22 protein-coding genes are annotated in these 20,503 nt (G+C 50.4%); 14 read left to right on the plus strand and 8 right to left on the minus strand.

All coding sequences use genetic code 11. The features are described from left to right. Positions 1-121: 121 nt before the first annotated feature. Together IEX60_RS11595 and IEX60_RS11600 are read left to right on the plus strand one after the other, a co-directional pair. Positions 122-2,494: an ABC transporter permease gene (locus IEX60_RS11595; protein ID WP_188750761.1), complete on the plus strand. Its 2,373-nt coding sequence runs from the start codon at positions 122-124 to the stop codon at positions 2,492-2,494. Positions 2,495-2,533: 39 nt separating this feature from the next. After that, a complete protein-coding gene (locus IEX60_RS11600) occupies positions 2,534-3,022 on the plus strand; it encodes an ABC transporter permease (RefSeq protein ID WP_229717539.1) in 489 nt (162 codons plus the stop codon). Positions 3,023-3,128: 106 nt separating this feature from the next. Here IEX60_RS11600 and IEX60_RS11605 read toward each other — a convergent pair whose 3' ends face one another. Further along, positions 3,129-3,626 carry a hypothetical protein gene (locus IEX60_RS11605; RefSeq protein WP_229717540.1) on the minus strand — a complete coding sequence of 166 codons (498 nt, stop codon included), beginning with the start codon at positions 3,624-3,626 and terminating at the stop codon, positions 3,129-3,131. A gap of 408 nt (positions 3,627-4,034) precedes the next feature. On the opposite strand from IEX60_RS11605, the gene IEX60_RS11610 reads away from it, so the two are divergent. The 4 genes from IEX60_RS11610 (at position 4,035) to IEX60_RS11625 (ending at position 7,632) form a co-directional block, all read left to right on the plus strand. Then, positions 4,035-4,295 carry an ABC transporter permease gene (locus IEX60_RS11610; protein ID WP_229717541.1) on the plus strand — a complete coding sequence of 87 codons (261 nt, stop codon included), beginning with the start codon at positions 4,035-4,037 and terminating at the stop codon, positions 4,293-4,295. A gap of 196 nt (positions 4,296-4,491) precedes the next feature. Further along, positions 4,492-5,619, plus strand: a complete 1,128-nt coding sequence (locus tag IEX60_RS11615; protein ID WP_188750762.1) for an AAA family ATPase — start codon at positions 4,492-4,494, stop codon at positions 5,617-5,619. Between the two features lie 392 nt (positions 5,620-6,011). Next, on the plus strand, positions 6,012-6,209 hold the full coding sequence (locus tag IEX60_RS11620) for a hypothetical protein (protein ID WP_188750764.1): 198 nt from the start codon (positions 6,012-6,014) through the stop codon (positions 6,207-6,209). Between the two features lie 34 nt (positions 6,210-6,243). Further along, on the plus strand, positions 6,244-7,632 hold the full coding sequence (locus IEX60_RS11625; RefSeq protein WP_188750766.1) for a hypothetical protein: 1,389 nt from the start codon (positions 6,244-6,246) through the stop codon (positions 7,630-7,632). A 125-nt stretch (positions 7,633-7,757) separates the two neighbouring features. Here the strand turns inward: IEX60_RS11625 and IEX60_RS11630 are convergent, their stop codons facing one another. The 4 genes from IEX60_RS11630 to IEX60_RS11645 are packed head-to-tail and all read right to left on the minus strand — an operon-like array spanning position 7,758 to position 10,689. Then, positions 7,758-8,234, minus strand: coding sequence for a GNAT family N-acetyltransferase (locus tag IEX60_RS11630; protein WP_188750768.1), 477 nt, complete (start codon positions 8,232-8,234; stop codon positions 7,758-7,760). Positions 8,235-8,259: 25 nt separating this feature from the next. Beyond that, the gene (locus IEX60_RS11635) at positions 8,260-9,057 is read right to left on the minus strand and encodes a hypothetical protein (protein WP_188750770.1); all 798 of its coding nucleotides are present in this window, start codon (positions 9,055-9,057) and stop codon (positions 8,260-8,262) included. A 4-nt stretch (positions 9,058-9,061) separates the two neighbouring features. Continuing rightward, complete coding sequence (locus IEX60_RS11640; RefSeq protein WP_188750772.1) at positions 9,062-10,423, minus strand: OmpA family protein; 1,362 nt, start codon at positions 10,421-10,423, stop codon at positions 9,062-9,064. Between the two features lie 38 nt (positions 10,424-10,461). Beyond that, entirely contained in the window at positions 10,462-10,689 is a 228-nt protein-coding gene (locus IEX60_RS11645) for a hypothetical protein (protein ID WP_188750774.1), read from the minus strand. On the opposite strand from IEX60_RS11645, the gene IEX60_RS11650 reads away from it, so the two are divergent. From IEX60_RS11650 to IEX60_RS11665, 4 genes are all read left to right on the plus strand, one after another. Further along, positions 10,688-11,299 (plus strand): hypothetical protein, encoded by a 612-nt coding sequence (locus IEX60_RS11650; protein WP_188750776.1) that lies wholly within the window; start codon positions 10,688-10,690, stop codon positions 11,297-11,299. The two genes, IEX60_RS11645 and IEX60_RS11650, sit on opposite strands and share 2 nt — an antisense overlap. Before the next feature lie 29 nt (positions 11,300-11,328). Then, positions 11,329-12,090 (plus strand): carboxypeptidase-like regulatory domain-containing protein, encoded by a 762-nt coding sequence (locus tag IEX60_RS11655; protein ID WP_229717542.1) that lies wholly within the window; start codon positions 11,329-11,331, stop codon positions 12,088-12,090. 62 nt (positions 12,091-12,152) lie between these two features. Further along, on the plus strand, positions 12,153-12,494 hold the full coding sequence (locus IEX60_RS11660; protein WP_188750779.1) for a YciI family protein: 342 nt from the start codon (positions 12,153-12,155) through the stop codon (positions 12,492-12,494). A 65-nt stretch (positions 12,495-12,559) separates the two neighbouring features. Beyond that, positions 12,560-13,768 carry an RNA polymerase sigma factor gene (locus tag IEX60_RS11665; protein ID WP_188750782.1) on the plus strand — a complete coding sequence of 403 codons (1,209 nt, stop codon included), beginning with the start codon at positions 12,560-12,562 and terminating at the stop codon, positions 13,766-13,768. Here the strand turns inward: IEX60_RS11665 and IEX60_RS11670 are convergent. Next, positions 13,765-14,481, minus strand: a complete 717-nt coding sequence (locus tag IEX60_RS11670; RefSeq protein ID WP_188750784.1) for a LytR/AlgR family response regulator transcription factor — start codon at positions 14,479-14,481, stop codon at positions 13,765-13,767. The genes IEX60_RS11665 and IEX60_RS11670 overlap by 4 nt on opposite strands. Before the next feature lie 213 nt (positions 14,482-14,694). On the opposite strand from IEX60_RS11670, the gene IEX60_RS11675 reads away from it, so the two are divergent. The 3 genes from IEX60_RS11675 to IEX60_RS11685 all read left to right on the plus strand — a co-directional run bounded on the left by IEX60_RS11675 (position 14,695) and on the right by IEX60_RS11685 (position 18,236). Beyond that, positions 14,695-15,540: a universal stress protein gene (locus IEX60_RS11675; RefSeq protein ID WP_188750786.1), complete on the plus strand. Its 846-nt coding sequence runs from the start codon at positions 14,695-14,697 to the stop codon at positions 15,538-15,540. A gap of 54 nt (positions 15,541-15,594) precedes the next feature. Beyond that, positions 15,595-17,529 (plus strand): tetratricopeptide repeat-containing sensor histidine kinase, encoded by a 1,935-nt coding sequence (locus tag IEX60_RS11680; RefSeq protein WP_188750788.1) that lies wholly within the window; start codon positions 15,595-15,597, stop codon positions 17,527-17,529. 77 nt (positions 17,530-17,606) lie between these two features. After that, positions 17,607-18,236, plus strand: coding sequence for a response regulator (locus tag IEX60_RS11685; protein WP_188750790.1), 630 nt, complete (start codon positions 17,607-17,609; stop codon positions 18,234-18,236). A 2-nt stretch (positions 18,237-18,238) separates the two neighbouring features. On the opposite strand, the gene IEX60_RS11690 is transcribed toward IEX60_RS11685, so the two are convergent. Further along, positions 18,239-18,832, minus strand: a complete 594-nt coding sequence (locus IEX60_RS11690; protein WP_188750791.1) for a Crp/Fnr family transcriptional regulator — start codon at positions 18,830-18,832, stop codon at positions 18,239-18,241. 139 nt (positions 18,833-18,971) lie between these two features. Here IEX60_RS11690 and IEX60_RS11695 point away from each other — a divergent pair, with 139 nt between their 5' ends. Beyond that, positions 18,972-19,697 carry a LytR/AlgR family response regulator transcription factor gene (locus tag IEX60_RS11695; protein ID WP_188750793.1) on the plus strand — a complete coding sequence of 242 codons (726 nt, stop codon included), beginning with the start codon at positions 18,972-18,974 and terminating at the stop codon, positions 19,695-19,697. On the opposite strand, the gene IEX60_RS11700 is transcribed toward IEX60_RS11695, so the two are convergent. Further along, positions 19,678-20,502 (minus strand): hypothetical protein, encoded by an 825-nt coding sequence (locus IEX60_RS11700; protein WP_188750795.1) that lies wholly within the window; start codon positions 20,500-20,502, stop codon positions 19,678-19,680. The two genes, IEX60_RS11695 and IEX60_RS11700, sit on opposite strands and share 20 nt — an antisense overlap. Position 20,503: the final 1 nt, after the last annotated feature.

Here is a 20,503-nt window from a genome sequence, read left to right on the forward strand (position 1 = left end):
TGTCTGCAAGGTGCTAAAACGGTTAGGGTAGGAAGAGAATTTGGGGATGAATGATTTAATGGAGAAAGGATGAAAAGAGCAAGGAATAAGGAACGCTCGTGCTAACTACTAAGTACTAAAAATGATCAAGAACTATTTCAAAACCGCGTGGCGGAATTTGAAGGAACACAAATTCCATACTTTTGTTAACATCAGTGGTTTGGCCCTTGGCCTTGCTACCGCCATCTTACTGCTCCTTTGGGTGCAGCATGAGCGGAGCTACGATCGTTTTCACCCAGACTATTCCCGCATTTACCGATTTACCGCACAATTGGATGTCAATACCGTCTGGGAAGGCGTACCCGGACCACTAGCCGTATATGCCCAATCGCTGCCCGAGGTTGAGGCTATTGTACGTGTCAATGAATGGAATGGTCAGGTATTAGCTACGAAAGACCGAAGCACCGTGCTAGACGGTTTTACGACAACCTACGTAGATAGCACGTTCTTTACGCTATTTAACTTCGAGCTACTTGACGGAAAACCAACTGAGCTATTTCCCAATCCACATAGCATCGCCCTGACCGAATCTACGGCAAAGAAATTCTTTGGCAATGATAACCCCATCGGCAAAGTAATCCTGTTCCGGGGTGATAACCTAACCGTTACCGGTTTGCTCCGCGATTGTCCCGACAATTCGTCTATCATGTTTGATGCCCTGCTGCCCATGAGCTTATATGCACAGCGATTTACCGCAAACGGCGGCAACGGCGAATGGAAGACCATCGACGTAGATATGGGCAACTACTCTTTTACTACTTTTGTCAAGTTACGTGACACTACGAATCCGGAGGCAGTCGGGAAAAAATTCACTCAATTGTACACCGATGCCCGCAACGGGGAAAGCACCGTACAATTCAAGCTGCAACCACTGGCGGACCAGCATCTGGTCAGCATAGACGGAAACAATGCCGCCGCAAGGATGGTACAGATTTTTTTGCTCATTGCCATCATGGTGCTGGCTATTGCAGCGGTCAACTACATCAACCTGACCACTGCCCGTGCACTGGTGCGGGCCCGTGAGGTTGGTATCCGCAAAGTCGTCGGAGCCAATAAGCTCCAACTGTTTTTGCAATTTATCGTGGAAACAGCGCTGCTGTTTTGCTTCGCCTTGCTGCTTGCCATTGGATTGATTTTCTTATTCCTGCCCTTATATAGTAACATTGCCGGCAAGCAGCTTCATTTTTCGCCATCCAACGTAGGGATTTGGAAGGTCATCGGTTATTCGGCATTGGGCACGTTACTGGCGGCGTCCATTTATCCTGCACTCCTGCTTTCCGGTTTCCAGCCGCTCCAGGTGATGAAAGGCAAAATGGCTTCCGGCAGGGGCGCCTCGCTATTACGCAAGGTTCTCGTCGTTTTCCAATTCTCCATCTCCATGGTATTGATCGTTGCCACACTGGCCGTTAGCCGCCAGATGACCTACATGCGGACGCTCGATCTCGGCTACGATAAAAATTATGTATTCAGTGTATCACTTCCTGATGATGCGGTGGAGCACATCGATGCCGTAAAAAATGAGTTAAGGAATCATCCCGGCATTGTTGATGTAGCCCTTTCGGACATGTATGACATTACCCATATGGGGAGTGCGACCGGCGACCTGGAGTGGCCGGGTAAACCTGCCAATAGCAGCCTTATTATTACCCAATCATCGATTGACAAGGATTTCATCCCGACCATGGGCATCCAATTGTTGGAAGGCCAGAATTTAACTGGCACCCCTGCCGACAGCAATTTATATGTTGTTAATGAGGCTGCCGTGAGGGAGATGGGCCTCACCCCACCCTATGTGGGGACACCGATCAGTTTCCACAATCGGCCGGGAACGATCGCTGGCGTCGTTAAGGATTTCAATTTCAAGTCTCTTAAAGAGAAAATTGGTCCCTTGCTCTTTTTCCACTGGTGGGATGGCAGCATGTTGTACGTGCGTACCACCGCCACGGAAGCCGCGGAGGCCATTAAGGCCGTTGAACAGCAGTACAAAAAATACGCAGGCGATAACCCCGCTCCTTTCAAGTACAACTTCGTCGACCAACAGTTTGAGGCCAAGTACCGGGCAGATCAACGCGCCGGCCTGTTATTCAATATATTCGCCGGCATTGCCATTTTCATTTCCTGCCTCGGCCTCTTGGGGCTGTCTATGTATACCGTTCGCCAACGGGTAAAGGAAATCGGCATCCGCAAGGTATTGGGGGCAAGTGTGGGAAGCATTGTACAGCTTCTATCCGCCGGGTCCATTCTTTTGGTGGTCCTGGCCGTTGTCGTTGCTTCACCCATTGCATGGTGGGCCATGAACAACTGGTTGAACGATTTTGCATTCCGGATCAACATAGAATGGTGGATGTTTGCCGTAGCCGGACTGGCAGCGGTAATGATCGCATTGCTTACGGTGGGTTGGCAAGCTATGCGGGCCGCAATTGCCAATCCCGTCGATTCACTGAGGGATGAATGATTTAATGGAACAAGGAATAAGGACTGGACTAACTAAAAAATGATTCCTAATTACTTCAAAACTGCATTGCGGCAGCTTTGGCGCAATAAGTTCATCTCGGCGCTGACACGAGGCATATGCACGGAAATTCGCGGAAGAACAGCGTATCGCAACATTGACAGCCCTGTTTGCTGCGATTGCCATTTCAATCGCGTGTTTGGGTTTATTCGGCCTTCTGCGTTCACTGCCCAACAGAAAACCAAAGAAATCGGCATCCGCAAGGTACTTGGTGCTTCCGTAGCGGGCATCGTAACCCTGCTTTCAAAAGACTTTGTACAATTGGTATGTTTGGCCATTTTCATCGCCTCCCCCGTTGCCTGGTGGGCGATGAATAGGTGGCTGGAAGATTTTGTGTATCGGATCGATATCCAATGGTGGATGTTTGCATTGGCAGGCGTGGTAGCCGTGGTCATTGCGTTGCTCACGGTAAGTTGGCAAGCCATTCGGGCAGCGGTGGCGAATCCGGTGGATAGTTTGCGGGATGAGTAGTTAACTGCTTTCTGCAGTCGGCTATCGGTCATCAGCTGGTTTGGCCTGCGGCCCGTGGGATTCGGGGTAAGAGTAATGGAGTAGCGATATAATTCAGGCCATAAAATTATGCGCCAAGATTTTCTAGATCATCTAAATCCTTTGGCCTTCCACTTTGCTTTTTGGCTTCAAGGAGATTATCTTTATGTATCGTACAAATACGCAAATCATCGTCTTCAAAATAGACAGCATCCCGATAGCATGTATCGAAATCCAGCCCTTTTACGCGAATCATGATGTCTATGGCGACAGGCGGGACCCCGAATGTAAACACATCCCATATCGGATGCGACAGAAAATTATCAGCAGTCATATCGAAAACTGGCATACCGAACTGTTCGAATGCTTTGCGTAGTCGCTGATAATTCTCTTCGGTACGCTCCACCCAAATATCCATATCGCCTGTCGTGCGCGAATAGCCATGCAATATTACCGCGAAACCTCCCACCAAAAGATACCGTACCTCTTGCTGATTTAATGCAGATAAAAAGTCCCTAAAATCTTCATTAAAGATGTTGCCTCTCAAGTTAGTTCCTCCCTCTAGCACTAAATCTGGTTCGGTCAAGGTGGGGGGGTGAATCGATCGGATAGTTATAAGCCACACTATTTAAGTAGGTTGCTATAGCCAATCGCTCCGTCCAGTGTTTATTTTTGTAGTAGATCGCATGATTGGCTGCCTCATGTGCAGTTTGTGCCTTAAATGCGTTCCTATCTAAACGGAATTTCGTCATCGTCGCTGTGTATTTATAGATTCGGATACTAATTAAGCAAAAGTAATAAAATTTCTGCGGTGCTTCGCAAGTTGCCAAGTCTGTATTGAGCTTGTTGGAAAGCGTACGCTATTGAACATCCAGTGTTCGATATCGAACACCTAAGTACGGAAACACCAAAATAATTACCTAATTATCAATAACTTAATAATTTGTCGTAATAACTGTAATGACGATTATATGAACGGGCTAATTGAAAAGACATGATCAGCAATTACCTCAAAACCACCCTCCGCCACCTGTGGCGAAACCGACTTCTCACAGCGTTAAACGTATGGGCCTCGCCCATTGCCTGGTGGGCAATGAATAAATGGCTAGAAGATTTTGCGTACCGGATCGATATTGAATGGTGGATGTTTGTATTGGCAGGCGCGGTAGCCGTGGTCATCGCCCTGCTTACGGTAAGCGGACAGGCCATCCGGGCGGCAGTGGCCAATCCGGTGGATAGTCTGAGAGATGAGTGATGGGTAGTCTGTGGCCGGTGATAAAAGCTAACGCAAAGATAAAGGAACAAGGATAAAGCTGCTAAGGCTGCATAGATGAATATCACGAATTTAGGGGATGAGCTATTTGTAACCAAAAGGTTAGTATCCTTTTGGTTACTAACCTTTTGGTTACATAAAAAGCACCTTTACCAAACAAAAACACTATATTTGCGAGATGAAATCGCCATTTTTGTTTGGAAGAAGTGTTAGCACTGAAGGATTTACCAATCGCAAGAAAGAGATAAAGCGACTGAAAAGTAATTTTCAGCATTGTATAAATACTTTATTGATCTCTCCGAGGCGATGGGGAAAATCATCGTTGGTCAAACGCGTTGCTCATGAGGTAACAACCAAAAAACTCCGCATTGTACAATTAGATCTATTGGGTTTGCAGGATGAAATGGAATTCTACAAAGCATTGGCCACTGCCACCATCAAAGGTACCAGCAGCAAATTCGAAGAATGGGTAACAGCTGGCAAGGAATTCTTCAAGCAGTTGACGCCTAAAATCAGCTTAGGCCCCGATCCAATGCATGATTTCGAAATCAGTTTTGATTGGCAGGAACTGGAAAAGAATTATCAGGAGATTCTAAATCTACCTGAACGGATTGCCAAAAAAAAGGGCATACAGATCGTGGTTTGCATTGATGAATTCCAAAACTTAGCCAATTTCAAGCAACCGCTGCTCTTTCAGAAGCGTCTACGGAGCGAATGGCAACATCACCAGCAGACATGCTATTGTTTATATGGCAGCCAGCAGCACATGATGATGTCTTTGTTTGAACGGCAATCCATGCCGTTTTACAAATTCGGCGATGTCATGTACCTTAGCAAAATCAGCCGGAAGGATTGGATTTCATTTATCATCAAGGCTTTTGATTCCACCCGTAAACACATAGACGATGTATTGGCAGATCACATTGCTTCGCTGGTACAGGATCATTCGTATTATGTGCAGCAACTCTCACACATGGTCTGGATCAGTACAGAAAAAAATGTAACCCGATCCATTGTGGAGGAGTCGTTGGAGAACCTGTTGGAACAAAACGCCATCCTATACACACGGGATACCGAAAACCTTTCCAGCAGTCAGCTGGCCTATCTCAAGGCATTGGCAGACGGCATTTCGGCAGGCCTCAGCAGCAAAGCGGTCATCGACAAATACCGTTTAGGTTCATCGGCAACGGTCGCCAAAGCCAAAAAAGCACTCCTCAACAAAGAACTTATCGAAATACGTAACAGCCAATCCTTCTTTCTTGACCCAGTGTATGAACTATGGTTTAGGCGATTTATAAGGAGCTAACAACTGTCCGAAATCGAACAGTGGATGTCCGAATCCGAACACCTGAGAGTGGGTCTTCTTTTCATTCCGTATCCATAATGCCTTTTTTGGTATTGGCCGTTTAGTTGTGGCATAGTAGTGGGTGGTGGGTGACCGGTGGTGGATGGTCACCGAACACCGTTCACTGAGCACCGAACACTGAAATGCAATGATCACATACCAAACAAATAAAAACAGCTTATGTTTTGGGGTGGACGGGCTGTTTAACGCTACTATTAACGTCTTATCGACTTCCACTGCACGTTATCGAAATCAAAAATTTGCTTATCGATATCCCATTAGCTTTGCTGAAAACAGGGTATAAAACTTAGCATAAATCACGCTGAGCAATCCAACTCAAAAAATTTATTCGAATGACAAATACCAAACTCGATTCGCCCAGCGCATACATGAAAATGTTCGGGCTCCTTGCAAAGTCAAATGCGTCCTTCCACAAAAAGCAAAACAATCCAGCCGACTACAAGCAGCTCAATGAGTTAATCAAGCAGGCGGAACCTATACATCTCAATTGCTTCGAAGCCCATTTGTTTTCATTACTAGCCTTAGACTAAGATGAGACAGACCGTATTAAAACTAGGTGTTGTAATGTTGATTTATTTTCCTGTCTGCAATGCGCAGCCCAGCCTATCCGACAGCTTACCAAATTATCCCTTGCAGATTGATTTGCCGCTGTTGGATCTGCCGTTCCAGCGGGATGCGTCCCGTACAGGGGAACTGTTCGACAGCTATTCTATGCAGCAAGCATTGGCCGTAACGCAAAACCTGCACCGCGTCAACTACCATTTCAACAACAAACTGTGGCACCGTATCCTCCGGCCGGATACGAAGCGTAAGCAGATTTACAACCGTATTGCCGCCAACGTGACTTCGGGGTTGGTCGACTACGTATTCACCTATTACGGTGTGGTATTATCACCGCAGTGGATGCACGAGGAATTCCACCGCGCCGGGCTGACCATACGCGGTATCCGGTCTTACGACGAAACCTATAACCGCTTCAATGGTGGATTTGCCAACGGGTCGGTGAGCCGCGTGAAAGACGAGGACCTGGTACGGCTGAAAAAGGAAGCGCCGCAGGAGCTGGTGCGCAGCTTTGCAGCAGGCATTGAAAGTGAATTCCTGTTGCTTCGCGGGTTGCAGAAAGATAATTTCTACAGCGGTTCAAGGCATGCCAACATTGCGCTGAACATCCTGCTCACCAGGCATGCCATCGACTACGTAAATCAATTTAAGCAGGAAGGTTACAACGCCAGCATTGACAGCATGAACGCGCATGGGTTGACTGTGGCCGACCGCGATTTCGTGGGCTGGGATTTTACGCCGTGGGTGTACGACCTGCATCGGCCGGACGAGCCTTATGAGGCACGCGGCACACACCCCAGCGGTGTGGGCATTGACCGGGCGATCAAAACGAGCAAGCTGACTAACGAAGAATACCGGTATTTGGAAAAGATGGGCAGGATGCAGTACCTCAATTTCCTGTCTCCGTTTATGATTGGCATCAACCGCATCCGGCTGAATGAACAGACGGCCTTCAATTTTGCCGTTCGCCACTACCCCAACTCGTTCGGCTACGACCTCTCTGCCGACTTCTTTATCGATCATCGTGAAAAGCAGTACCTCATCAGCCTGCACGGCTACCGCAATAAACATCGGCTGCTGCCGGGTATTGAAGTGGAACGTAGTCCCTACGCATTCCATAATATCGGAAAGAAACGCCTGCTACTGCAACCCTCGGCCCTACTGTGGCTGCAGCCCCGCGATTTCTACGACCGCAAGGCGACGCCGGGTGGACTGCTCCGTCTGCAGGGTAGCTACCTGCTGGGTAAGACGTGGCGCGTTGTGGCCATCGCGGAGGGAAAGACGAAAGGTTGGGTGGCCGGGAACCCTTACCTGGATGCCAAGTTCGGTTTCCGGCTGGGCATATCGGCTTCCTTTGACAGCGACGGTAAACGTGCTACGGTCCTGCTGTGATGACCGCCGGTGTGAAATATGGCCTGCTACGGATCGTCTTCACCCTTTGGTTGGGAGGGTTAGGTGCTCATTCGAATTGAATATCGCTGCTTCCCATGACATCGGGATAGGCAATTGAAGCACAATCACAGGCTTGCTTTGAATAGAATCATATCCTTCAGCTGCAACCCGTTTTCAAAGATAGGTTCCGGATAGTTTTCGATGAAAAAATTCTTCCGGATACCCGATTTTACAAACCCATTCCGGAGATAGAATGAGTGCTGCCGGTATCCGGCATCAGCCGTGCCTACCACTACCTCTTTATAACCTGCTTCCCTTGCCAATTGTTTAATTTCGGACAGCAACCAGCTACCGATCCCTTGGCCCTGGTACCTTTCATTTACAGCAATGTTCTTGATTTCAACTATGTCATCCTCCTGCCGAAACAGGGCACAAATCGCAATGGGATCAGAGATTCTATCCGCATATGCCACATACACGTCCGAGTGGTGGATGTATTTTTCGATGGCTGCGGTCGTTTCGTCTGCCAGCAGCAACAAGGTCATCGGCAACGGCTCGGTTGCACTTAATTTTCGGAGCCGGAACGGTAAGGACTTATCCATCCGTCAAAGCTATGAAACTTAGTCGTTATTTATACGGCTCCAATGCTTCCACCAACTCGCGGTAATCCTTGCGTGTCAGTCCGGGCCCATCCGTAATCTCCCACAGTGCTGCTTGTATCAGCGTGTAGATGACCCGCCATTCGGGCACTTTGTAGTCTTCGTCAAACATTTCTTGTGGGTTGTAGTGCTGCGTAAGCCGCAGCTTCGGATAACCCTTGAGCAGATCCAGCAGCTTCACGATATTGGGATCGGTCGTTACCACCCCCGGCTCGTACATGTCTTTGCCGATGGGATAATCCCGGGTATCCAACTGTTGGTTTTCCTCCCAGGGAAACGCCATGGAATAGTTGAGGCACCCGAGGCCGAGGTATACGGTGGTGGTGTCGGAAGGGGTCTTGCCATCGGGATAGGTAGGCGGCACCTGCACGCGCACGGAGGAGGTCAGCAGCCCGTTTTGAGTACGTCCCTCGTACTTGAAGAGACAGATCAGTCCACCGGGGATCTCCACCGTGATGGTCACATTCCGGTCGTTAACGAAGTTGACATCCGCATAAAACGTATTCAGGTTGCCGTATAACAATCCGGGATTGGGATCGAACGGCTTATCCGGCCGGGCGACCACAGCAATGCCCTCGGGGAGTTCCCATGGCGTACCGCCTGGCAGCCCGTCCGTATTTCCTATGCCCGGCTGGTCCTTTGACGATGGGATGACGATATCCCAGTCGTTTCCCTCCGCCAACGGATCCGGCAAATCAGATTCCCCGTCTTTTGCACATCCGATCAACAGCAGCCCAATGAGGGCGTATCCAATATTCCTTTTCATATCGTTATTGCTTGATAAATTCCACACGTCTGTTCTGTGCCCTACCTGCCGCAGTGGCATTGTCGGCCACGGGCTCGGCCTCCCCTTTTCCACGGATCTGCAGCCGCGTACCGTCGATCTGGTATACGGTTTGCAGGGCTTCTTTCACGGCAGCGGCCCGGCGCTCGCTGAGTTCGAGGTTGGCGGTATCGTCGCCCACTGCATCGGTATGCCCGACGATGAGCACGCTTACATCCGCATGCTGGGTGAAGACTGCTGCAATGGCCTTTAACACCCCTGCAGATTCGGGTTTGATGGTGGCCGACCCCGTATCGAACAGGATGCCCGTCGTACTGAACCGACCCTCCTCCATCAACTTGTGCCGGGTATCGGGCAACCCTTTGGCAATCTTGATATTGCCCAGGTATACGCCGATCTGCTCGTCTTCGTACGGGCTGCTGCTCAGCTGGAAAAACAGCTGGTTGAATTCGCCTCCTTTTGGGATGCCTTTCGGTACATCATACAGTTTTTCCCCATCCACCCAGATGCGCAGCCGTTCTTTCTGTCCCTGTATGGCTACGTGCGATACCTTGTCATACCAACGGGCAACCAGTGCATTCCGCGTAGGCGGGTGGTTGAAGTAGCGGATGTATTTTTCGTAGCTTTCCAGCATGAGGTTCCCTGCATCCGCAAGCGGGGAGATTTCCACGTAAAAGGATTTGTCGCCTTTCGGGTCGGATAGCAGCGTATTGGACGTAGTAGATGCCGTGCCCGTGGCCAACGCACCAAACTTCAACGACGGAGGCATCCACCCCTTGAAATCATAGTGCAGCACCATGTCAAATTCCACCGTAAAGTCCGGCCCGAACGACGTTTCATTATCCGTTAAGACGACCGTCCGCTGCGCCATGCGCAGCCATTGGCCGGGGATGCCGTCGAGCGTGACGATGACTGAGCTGCCATTGCTGTTCCATCCGGCCGGCAATTCGCCGATGGCTTCTCCGGCAAAATCATTGGCGTACAACACCGAATCCCCCGGAACAAAATCATACTTGCTGAATGCCTGGATGGCTTTTTTTTGGTTGGCGGCCGTATCGCTGCCAGTTGCCATGGATTCGCCCGCTGCCGGGGGCTTGCCGCCCGGCTCCGAAGACTTCCCGCCAGTCGGCGTCGTCGCCGATTCGATGGCTTTGTCGATACCCTTGGAGACGGCCTTATCGGTCTCATTCAATACTTTCTGAGTGGCGGTCTGCGCCGCGCGGTCCTTTACCTTGTTGAGGATGGACTGTGCCGATGCCGGGAGGGATAGCATCCCCAAAGAAATACCCATAACCGTGGCAATGGTTACCTGCTTGAGCTGTCGATTGTTCATTTGTTTACGATTCATCTTCTTAATCTTCAACGGTCGGGACTGATCCTGCCAATTCAGGCTACAGCCCCGAATGATGCCCCAAAGGTAGCTGCCCCGTCCGACCGCTTTTCTCCGATTCGATGAACGGCAATATGGGAGTACGAACGTGCTATGGGTTCGACGAAATTCCCTGTCTTCCCATCGCTGTTTTCGGTTGTTTCATCGGGCTTATCGATCGTTTGTCGAAACCCAACGAAACGGATGCGGGTCAATCCCGATACTTGTCTGAAAAAACAGCTCATGAACGCCTATAAACTCATTGCCTACCTATTCATCTGTGGAGTGCCGCTCCTGTTGGCGATTTCCTGCCGAAAGGATGCACCGTCCCTTGACGAGCCGCGCCCTGTATTTGGGGATCCGGTGACCAAGCCCAAGGGGCAACCCGTGGGCGATGCGGTCTCGACCGTCATCGATGCCCGGGGTGGCACCCTCTGGTTTCACGGGGCGGTGCGATTGGAAATCCCACCCGGCGCAGTGGAACAACTCACGGCTTTCGGCATCCAGCCCATCACCAATACGCTGGACGAGGCTTCGCCTTATCCCGCGTTCCGGCTGACCCCGGAAGGTACCCACTTCAAGAAACCCATCCAGGTGTCGTTTTTATATGAGCCCGAAACGGGTGGCCATCCGCAGACACGCATGGTCGCATTCCAGAACGACAAAGGCATCTGGTGTGGCGTTTCCACCGCATTGGACGAAACCCAACGACAGCTCACCGTAGAAACCACGCATTTCAGCGACTGGGTGTGGTTTGATCTGCTTTCACTCCGGAAAGACCGGGAATCGGTAGGTGCCGGAGGGACGGTGAGCCTCAAGCTCCTGCAGCAGCAAATCGGTGAAATGCACATTTAAGATCAAGCAACATTCATTTATCGAAGACTATGGAATATACTAAACAACGATTCATGTGGGGCGTTATGCTGTTGGCGCTGGGCCTGATGTCCCTGATGCACAGCGGCTGCTCCAAAGCAAAGGGAGGATCCGATGATGACGACGACGTGCCCAAGGCAGGCTACGTAACAGGTACGGCTAAGGACCAGGCGGGCAAACCGCTGGCAGGTACGCGCATCATCATTGACCACAGCATCTTTTTCAATGCCAACATCTCTACGCTCACCAACGGCCAAGGGAAATATGCAGTCAAGGTACCGACGGGATCGTGGTATGCATTTGCCATCCAGGAAGTGGCATACAACGGCAAAACGTATTCGTTTTACCTGCATCCGGACAATCCGGCCGGTTTTGGCGGGGAGGGTGCCGTGCGCAATTTCGTGTGGAAACTGTCGGGTACCAGGCCACAGCCGCTCTCGGGCAACTATGGGGGGTTGGTGACCATCGATCATTTCCCCGGTGTCTACATTGACAACGACAAGATCGACTTTGTTTTCACGCCCCTGGGGCCGCTGATCGATGGCAGCCAAGGGGAGGTGCTCCGTCTGCGGGCGGAAGACGCGTATACCATCAAGGACATTCCCATCGGCCGGTATCGGCTGACCGCCACCTACGAGGGGAAACCTGTATTATTCCGCCGACGGAATTCGGATGAAACGTTTGTGGAAGACTATGAACTCAATTTTGAGCCACAGCTAGCCGCGCAATGCGACAACTGTGCAGCATTGGAATATTATTTGGGGAAAAAATAACGAACTTTGTCCCTGTTCTGCTATCTCGATCGTCATTAGCGCAAACATTAATTTTTTAAGTGATGAAAGAATTTGCATTAATTTTCAGACTGAATGACATGAAAGATTTCCAGCCATCGCCCGAGCAGATGCAGGAACGGATGAATTGGTTAGGAAGCATTGCTGCTCAAAACAAATTAGCAGACAAAGGGAATACACTTTTGCCTATTCCAGGAAGTGCAAAAACCGTAAAACCCGATCACGTGGTAACAGACGGGCCTTACACGGAAATCAAAGAATTTATCAGCGGTTACATCGTTGTCAGAACTGAAACCATTGACGAAGCGGTAGAAATCGCTAAGGCAAATCCAATTTTTAAAATTGGCGGCAGCATTGAGGTAAGAGAAGTGTTAAAACGTGATTAATATTGGGAAACCTAACATCACATAACGAACTTTTACCGTATTTATTCCGACAGGAATATGCTAAAATGACGGTCGTATTGTGCCGTCATTTTGGTTTAAAACACATGGAGATTGCCGAAGATATTGCAAGCGAAACGTTTCTAAAAGCTTCTGAAAATTGGGCCATTGGCGGAGTTCCTGAAAATCCGACAGCGTGGCTTTATACCGTTGCCAAAAATAAAATCAAAGATTATTTTAAAAATTTATCGGTTTTTGAAACCAAAATAAAAAGTAAGCCACCGGAAAACAGTCAATCCGAACACGATTTTGAATTTAACAATCAACTGATTTCCGACAGCCAATTGGCCATGATTTTTGCCGTTTGTAGCCCTGCAAATTCAACCGGATCACAAATTTGTTTGGCACTTCAAATCCTTTGTGGTTTCAGCGTGGAAGAAATCGCAAATGCCTTTCTAACCAAACCTGAAACGATTAAAAAACGACTTCAACGGGCAAAAACCAGTCTCCGTAACGATAATTTTCAATTACAATCGTTAAACGAAACCCAAATAAAATCGAGGTTAGACACCGTTTTAAAGACGTTATATTTGTTGTTTAACGAGGGATATTTTTCCAAAACCAACAATCAGCAAATCAGAAAAGAGCTGTGCTCGGAAGCGGTACGGCTAACGCTGCTATTAACGGAAAACCCGTTGACAAATACACCACCAACCCATGCGTTACTGGCGTTAATGTGTTTTCAAAGTTCACGGTTAGAAGCACGAATGAATCCGAAAGGCGAAGTCATTTTGTTTAACGATCAGGATCGAAGCTTATGGGACAAATCCCTGATTGAAAGGGGGAATTATTATTTGGTAAATGCGACGGATGGATCTGCCAACTGGCGGACAAAATACCATTTGGAAGCAGGCATTGCCTATTGGCACACCACGCCTACCGATGCCAACAAATGGCAGCACATTTTACAGCTCTATAACCAGCTTATTTTAATTGAATACTCACCGATAACGGCACTCAACCGAACATTTGCCTTCGCCAAAGTTTACGGAAACAAAAAAGCAATTGCCGAAGCGGAAAAGTTAAATCTAACAGGTAATCATTATTATCACGAATTGTTAGGTTATTTGTATTCAGACACAAACCCCTTAAAAGCGATCGAGCATTATCAACGTGCTATCGGACTGACTAAATCCGAAACAGAAAAACAGACGCTGACCACAGAAATAGAACGACTAACCCAAAAGAAAAACCATGAGCACCCATCGCCCGGTTAAAGGATGAGGGATTTGATGCTGTTCAGGTAATGCTTGCCGACACCGATCTCCTGCCCATTTTCCATCACCAGGTAAAGCCTGCCGATATCCCGATAGCACGCGTCAATGCGCTCGACGTTGACGATAAACGAACGATGTACCCGCAAAAACTGCGCGGCATCCAGTCGGCGCTCAACGCTGCCGATGCCCGAAGAACTCAGAAACTCGCCCTGCTCCGTATAAACGACGGTATAGTCGCCCGCCGCTTTCAGGTAGCGGATATTGCTCAGGGCGACACGGCGCAGCCGGCCACCATCCTCCACAAACAGGTGCCGATGACGGGGGAGCAGTGGCAGTGTACGGTCCGGCACATCGTTGGCGACGGCCAGCGTGGCCGCTTTCCGCAGTGCCGCATCCAGCCGCGCTGCACCATACGGTTTCAACAGGTAATCGAGTGCCTGGTGGTCAAATGCTTGCAGGGCATAAGACTCACTCTGCGCCGTATAGATCACCTTGGGCAGGTGGTCGGTTTGCCGGATGAGGTCAAAAGCATGCTCGCCGCCAAGCTGTACATCCAGGAAAAGTACGTCGGGTTCCAGCGCGTTGACAGAGCGGATGGTCTCGTGGCAATTCCCGCATTCACCTATGACACGGAATCCGGGACGGCTATCGATATGGCGCCTGATCTGCTGGCGGTGTGCCGGCTCCCGATCGGCAATTAAAATCGTATTCATACACAATCCATTTTTAAAACAAAGTTAGGAGGCTGCCTGTATTACCTTAAGCGTAGTGCAGCCGGGAAACACATTTACGTAGTAATACGTAGTATGAAGGGGGTGGAACGGCAGGCAACTGAGGATAGGGTATGTTAAGATATCATGAATTGTGATCTTGGACATTTTTGGTACCCTCGGCAATGCTTACTTTTATAAAAAAAAGGAGAGGCCATGCAAACGATCATCATCACCACAGACTTTTCGGAATCGTCCCTGAACGCCGCGAAATATGGCGCTGCTTTGGCAAAGCCACTCGGAGTGGGCCACATTATACTTTACCATTCGTATGACAACGCCCCCCTGGCTACGGAAGTCCCCGTAGCCGAGATGGACACCCCGCTTGCACACGAAGGGAGCCTGCTGGCGCTGGAAATCGTCGAAGAGGCGCTCAAACAAGTGCTGGGGGATGCAGCGAATGTGTCCATTGAACTCGTTGCAAACGGTAGCCCGCTCGTATTCGGGGTCCAGCAGCTTGCCGAGCAACACCGTGCAGCATTGGTGGTGGCGGGTGCCACGGGCAAGAGCAGCCTGGAGCGAATGCTGATCGGAAGCAGTGCGGTGGGTTTGGCGTCCGATCACAAGGTGCCCCTGCTGATCGTGCCGAAAGAGGCGCGTTTTACACCCATTGAAAAAGTGGTGTTTGCCTGTGACCTGAAACAGGTGTCGCATACCACTCCGGTAGCTGAAATCGGTATTTGGTTGGAACGCCTGCGTGCCAAATTGCTGGTGCTCCATGTAGCGTTGGAAGGGAAACGTTTCAACCCGGATTTAATCCCCGAACAATATACCATGCACAGCCTGCTGGACGGCTTTGATCCGGAATACCATTACACAGAAAGCGACGACATCGCCGATGAAATTGAGGATTTTGCGGAAGACCACAATGCAGGGCTGATCATCACCATTCCGAAATCGTACGGCTTCTTTGAACGGCTGTTTCACCGCAGTGTCAGCAAGCGACTGATCAAGGCATCGGAAATTCCGCTGCTGCTGTTGCGGGAACGGGGTAGCGTGTAACATTCCGCGTGGTTTGCTCGTCTACTAGGTATTTTTACCGAGATGATGCTAACCATGAGATACCTCCTTTTCCTTTGCCTGGCCCTTTTCATCGTGGACAACGCCAAGGGGCAGCCCGCAACTAACGACACGGCCCGGGTACACCAACTCATCGAATCCGCCCGGGAGAAACAACAACAGGGACTAGCCGAAGCGGCAGAACGCGATTTCCGCCAAGCGGGTGAATTGGCCGAGCAGCTGAATTTCGACCGGGGGCTGCAGCTATATGCGGGGTACTATTGCGTATTCCTGTACCAACAGGTGCGATATGAGGAGGCCCTACACATGGGCCAGCTCCAACTGGAGGTCAGCGAACGGCTGGATGACAAGCCACGCATGGGCTATGCCTACAACAACATCTCCCTGCAATACCAGGCACAGGGGAAATTGCGGCAGGCGGCAGAATTCCTGATGAAAGCGCTTGAGATATCGTCAGAAATTGAAAGCCTCACCCCCCGCGACCGCTCCGACCGCCGGAAGTATTACAATAACCTCAGCTCACTCCTACTGGACATGGACGACCTCGAAAAAGGGAAGGAATATGCCCTGCAAGCACTCGAAATTGCCGAAGAGTTACAGGATACCCTCGCTATGGGTAGGAGCCTGGTCAACGTACTGGTGGCAGAAGCCATGGCAGACGACCTGAATGCAGCCGAGCTACATGGCCTGCAGTTGTTGGCCATCGGACAGTCCCTCAATGACATACAGACTGAACTGACAGCTTATATCAACCTCAGCGACATTTACCGCAGGCAAAAACGGTATCCCCTTGCATTGGAAACCTATCAAAAGGCCTTGGGCCTGGTACAAAAGGCACCGCCCGGCAACGAGGTATACATCCTCTCGGGCATCTCTTCGGTCTACAAGGACATGGCCGCGTATGGGCAAGCCAATGCCTATTTTGACAGGGCCCTTGCACTCGCCGAAATGGAGCTCACCAAACCCAAGCTCATCGAACTGTACCTGTCGGGGGCTGAAATCAAGGAGCGCATGAGAGCTTATCAAGAGGCGCTCCTACTCCGGAAGCAGTATGAGCAGCTCAACGATTCGCTGCGCAACCAGGAGACCCACAACACCATTCAGGAACTGGAAGTCAAATACCAGACCTCCGAAAAGGAAAAGGCACTGGCAGAGCGCGACCTGAAAATCAGCGAACAGCGCAGCGAGCTGGAGCGGATGAACAAGTGGATCGTGGTAGCGGTTGCACTGCTTGTCCTGTTGACCATCCTGTTGCTATCTGGCCGGCTGATCAACCAGCAGAAGCGTAAGACCGCGGCATCCGAGCAGGCAAACCGCCTGCTGGAAGCACAATTGCGCGGCGAGGAAACCGAACGTGCCCGCACGGCGCGGGAGCTGCACGATGGCGTGGCCAGCATCCTATCGGCCGCAAAGCTCCGCATCCACGCGAGGAATGGCGAGGACGCGGCAGCCCAAGCATTGGTGGGTGAACTGATCGAAACGGCAGTACAGGAAATCCGCAACATCTCGCACAACCTGGCGCCAGAAATCGTGCTCAACGAGGGATTTGCCCAGGCGGTGCAGGAATTCTGCCGTCGAGTAAACCACCCCGGCCTGCAATTGGAATGTTACGTGGTGGGCGAACTACCGAAGCTGGATAAAAATACCGAGCTCATCCTATACCGGATCATCCAGGAAGCGGTGACCAATACGATGAAACACGCCGAAGCTACCGAAAGTATCGTGCAACTGGTGGGAGAGGGAACCCGGCTTTCCATCACCATCGAAGATAACGGAAAGGGGTTTGATCTCCAGCAGCTGAAACATACGGGCATTGGGCTTCACAACCTTTCCTCACGGATGCAGCTGCTGCGGGGTAGCCATGAAATCCATTCGGCTCCCCGCAAGGGGACATCGATTTACATCGAGATCGATGCGCTTCACACCACGTCGCAACCCGTCGGTAAACTGGAAACGCAAGACTTCGTATAAGAAAACTTGCGTAGTGGTACGGATACGATGCCGGCATATTTTATTTTAATTTGCACAAACTTAGGAGAATACCTATCATGATCACTATCGGAATCGTGGATGACCATTCGCTGATCATCAGCGGACTGGTCCATATGCTGGGCGACCTACCGGACTACTCCGTCCTCTTCACCGCCAACAATGGCAAACAGTTGATGACGGAGCTGGATCGCCAATTGCCGGATGTCCTGTTACTGGATATCGAGTTGCCGGATAGCAACGGCATTGAACTGTGCACAGACATCCTGAAAAAGTATCCGTCACTACCGATCATCGCACTCACCAACCACGATGAGGTGGTTTACGTGAAAAAGATGATGCGCAGCGGGGCCAAGGGATACCTACTGAAAGGAACCGATAAACGTAACCTGCTGAATGCCATTGACACGGTATATGGGGGGCAGCAGTTCCTGGACCGCCAGGTCGAGCAGGCCATCCTGCAACAGACCCTTTCGGGCAGGCGTACCTCCTTTGTTGTCAAGCTGACCAAACGGGAAAGCGAAATCCTTGCGTTGGTTGCCAACGAATACTCCAACCAGGAAATTGCCGACAAGCTGTTTCTGAGCGTGCGCACCGTGGAATCGCACCGGCATAGCCTCAACCAGAAACTGAACATCAAAAATTCGGCGGGACTGGTAAAGGAAGCCTATCTCCGTGGATTGATTTAACGTTACTTCTGGCCCAACGTTTTCCGAATGCGACTGAGGCTGTCTTGATGGATGGCCAAAAGTGAAGCGATGTACTTCAACGGTACCTGCCGGATGACCTCAGGCTGGACTTCCATCATTTTCCGGTAACGCTCTTCGGCCGTCATACATATTGCATCGATCTGGTTGTCCTGCAACCAATTCAACAACCGATCCATGATGGCCAATTCCAAATCATACATCTTGGGCAGGTTTTGTTTCAGTGCCAAAGCGCTTTCCTTATCCCACACCAATACGTCGATTTCCGTCAGGGACTCCAACGCGCACGTCGAGAGTTGCCCGCTTTGGAGGTATAGCGGCGTGGAGAGGAAGTAATTACCGGATACGATGCCCAGGGTATGATCGACCCCTTTTTCTACCCGATACAACCGGGCAATGCCGCTATTCAGGAAATACAGCGCATTCACCACCTTGCCCTGCTCCATCAGTACGCTATGCGGTGGCAAAACCCGGTGTTGGGTATGCGCGTTGATGAGCTCGTATTCCGCTGGGGTAAATAGTATGCCGTATTGCTGTGCAAAAGCACATGCCCGTTCGAAATGCTTCCGTGGTATCATTGGTCAACCGCTTCGTGTTCAGTTCAGTACGCCCCTAAAATAGCAAAAAAAACCGGCCGCCCAAATTTCTGACATATGTCAGTTACACGTGACATCGGGGTACGTTAATTTTGCGTCAGCAGAAAGAAAGTAGACCGAGATGAGAAAGCAACTTGTACTGATCGTAGACTACGACGATTGCGCCAGACAGAAACTCCGGGAGCTGATTCACCAACAGGCCCATCCGGTAGTGCACTGGGAATGTAGCAATGGCCGGGAAGCCATCCGATACATCAACGCCCTTCAACCCGATCTGGTCTTTATGAATGTAGCGTTACCCGGCAAAGGCGGCTTTGAGGTACTTGACGTCGTGGAGCATCTGCCCGCCGTTATTTTCGTTTCCGATACCCCGGCATATGCAGCGAAGGCATTCGACTACCATGCGATCGATTACCTGATAAAACCGCTTGACAGCCGACGCCTACTCGCCGCATGGCACCGGTTTGAACAACAGCGGGCGTCCTTGCCCCCTCGCGTACCGCCGATGCCCCAAGGAGGGTATCCCAGCCGCATTCTTGTCGAAAAAGGGAAACGGATGACCAGTATTCCAACCAGCAAGATCACGCACCTTAAGGCAGATAAAGACTATACGTGGATCCATATGCTCAACGGGGAATCGTACCTAAGCACCAACGGCATCGGCCAGCTCGAACGCAAACTCAACCCCAGGCGGTTTATCCGCATCCACCGTTCCTACATCATCAACATCGACAATGTACAGGAACTTTACCGCGACATCAATAAACTGTTCGTGGCGTTGCCCAACAACATTGAGATCAATGTAGGCCGAAATTACTTGCCCGTCATCAAGGAGCTGATGTTTTAAACGTTCCCGAGGGGCTGTCACTATGGTTTTCCACAGGGTAGCCCAACAGGTAGCAAACAGGCATCAGGCGACTTTCGGTCTTTCCCACCTCCCAAATGTATGCCTGATCGGGATCGGCACGGTATGCGAAATCCAGCAGTTCATCCAGTGTATAGGTACGGCATACGCTGACCAAGCCATCCCATAATAGATATGCCGGTACAATTGGCAGCAAATAGGTGAACAGTATCCGCCTCCATTTAAACGGCCGGATACCGGGCGTGACCAACCATACGCTTAAGGGCGAGAGGGCTATAAATTTCAACAGATTGAATACATTTCGTTCCTGCGCCTCCACAATGAGGACAGGTGAACACTGCGCCACCGCGTTGGCCAAAATCTGCTGGGCATCCTGTGCCTCAAAATGGTGGAATGACATAAATTGCGTACGGACACCACGAAGGCAAGGAGGTACCTCCAGGGCATCCACCGGGTATGCACAACGTGTAACATGTTCGGGAAACTTGCTTTCCAGTTTTGCAAAAGCCGCATGATTTGGATAAAGGTCGGTAAGAACCACCTTTACCTCCGGCTTCGACCGGATTAATCGCCGTAAGATTTTCTCCCACCCGCCACCACCGCCGGATGCTATGTCTATGAATGTGGACTCGTTACTCCGTTCGAGTACCTCATTCATGATGGGAATGATGTGCTCGTAATAATCTGCACGATCTGAAATGGCACGGAGAAAATCGGTTCCGTAGTCGCGGAGCCAGTTGGGGAACCAGGGGAAATCCTCGAATTCAAACAAATGTAAACGTCTCATT

It is taken from the genome of Parapedobacter defluvii, from assembly GCF_014642075.1.
Classification (GTDB): Bacteria; Bacteroidota; Bacteroidia; order Sphingobacteriales; family Sphingobacteriaceae; genus Parapedobacter; species Parapedobacter defluvii.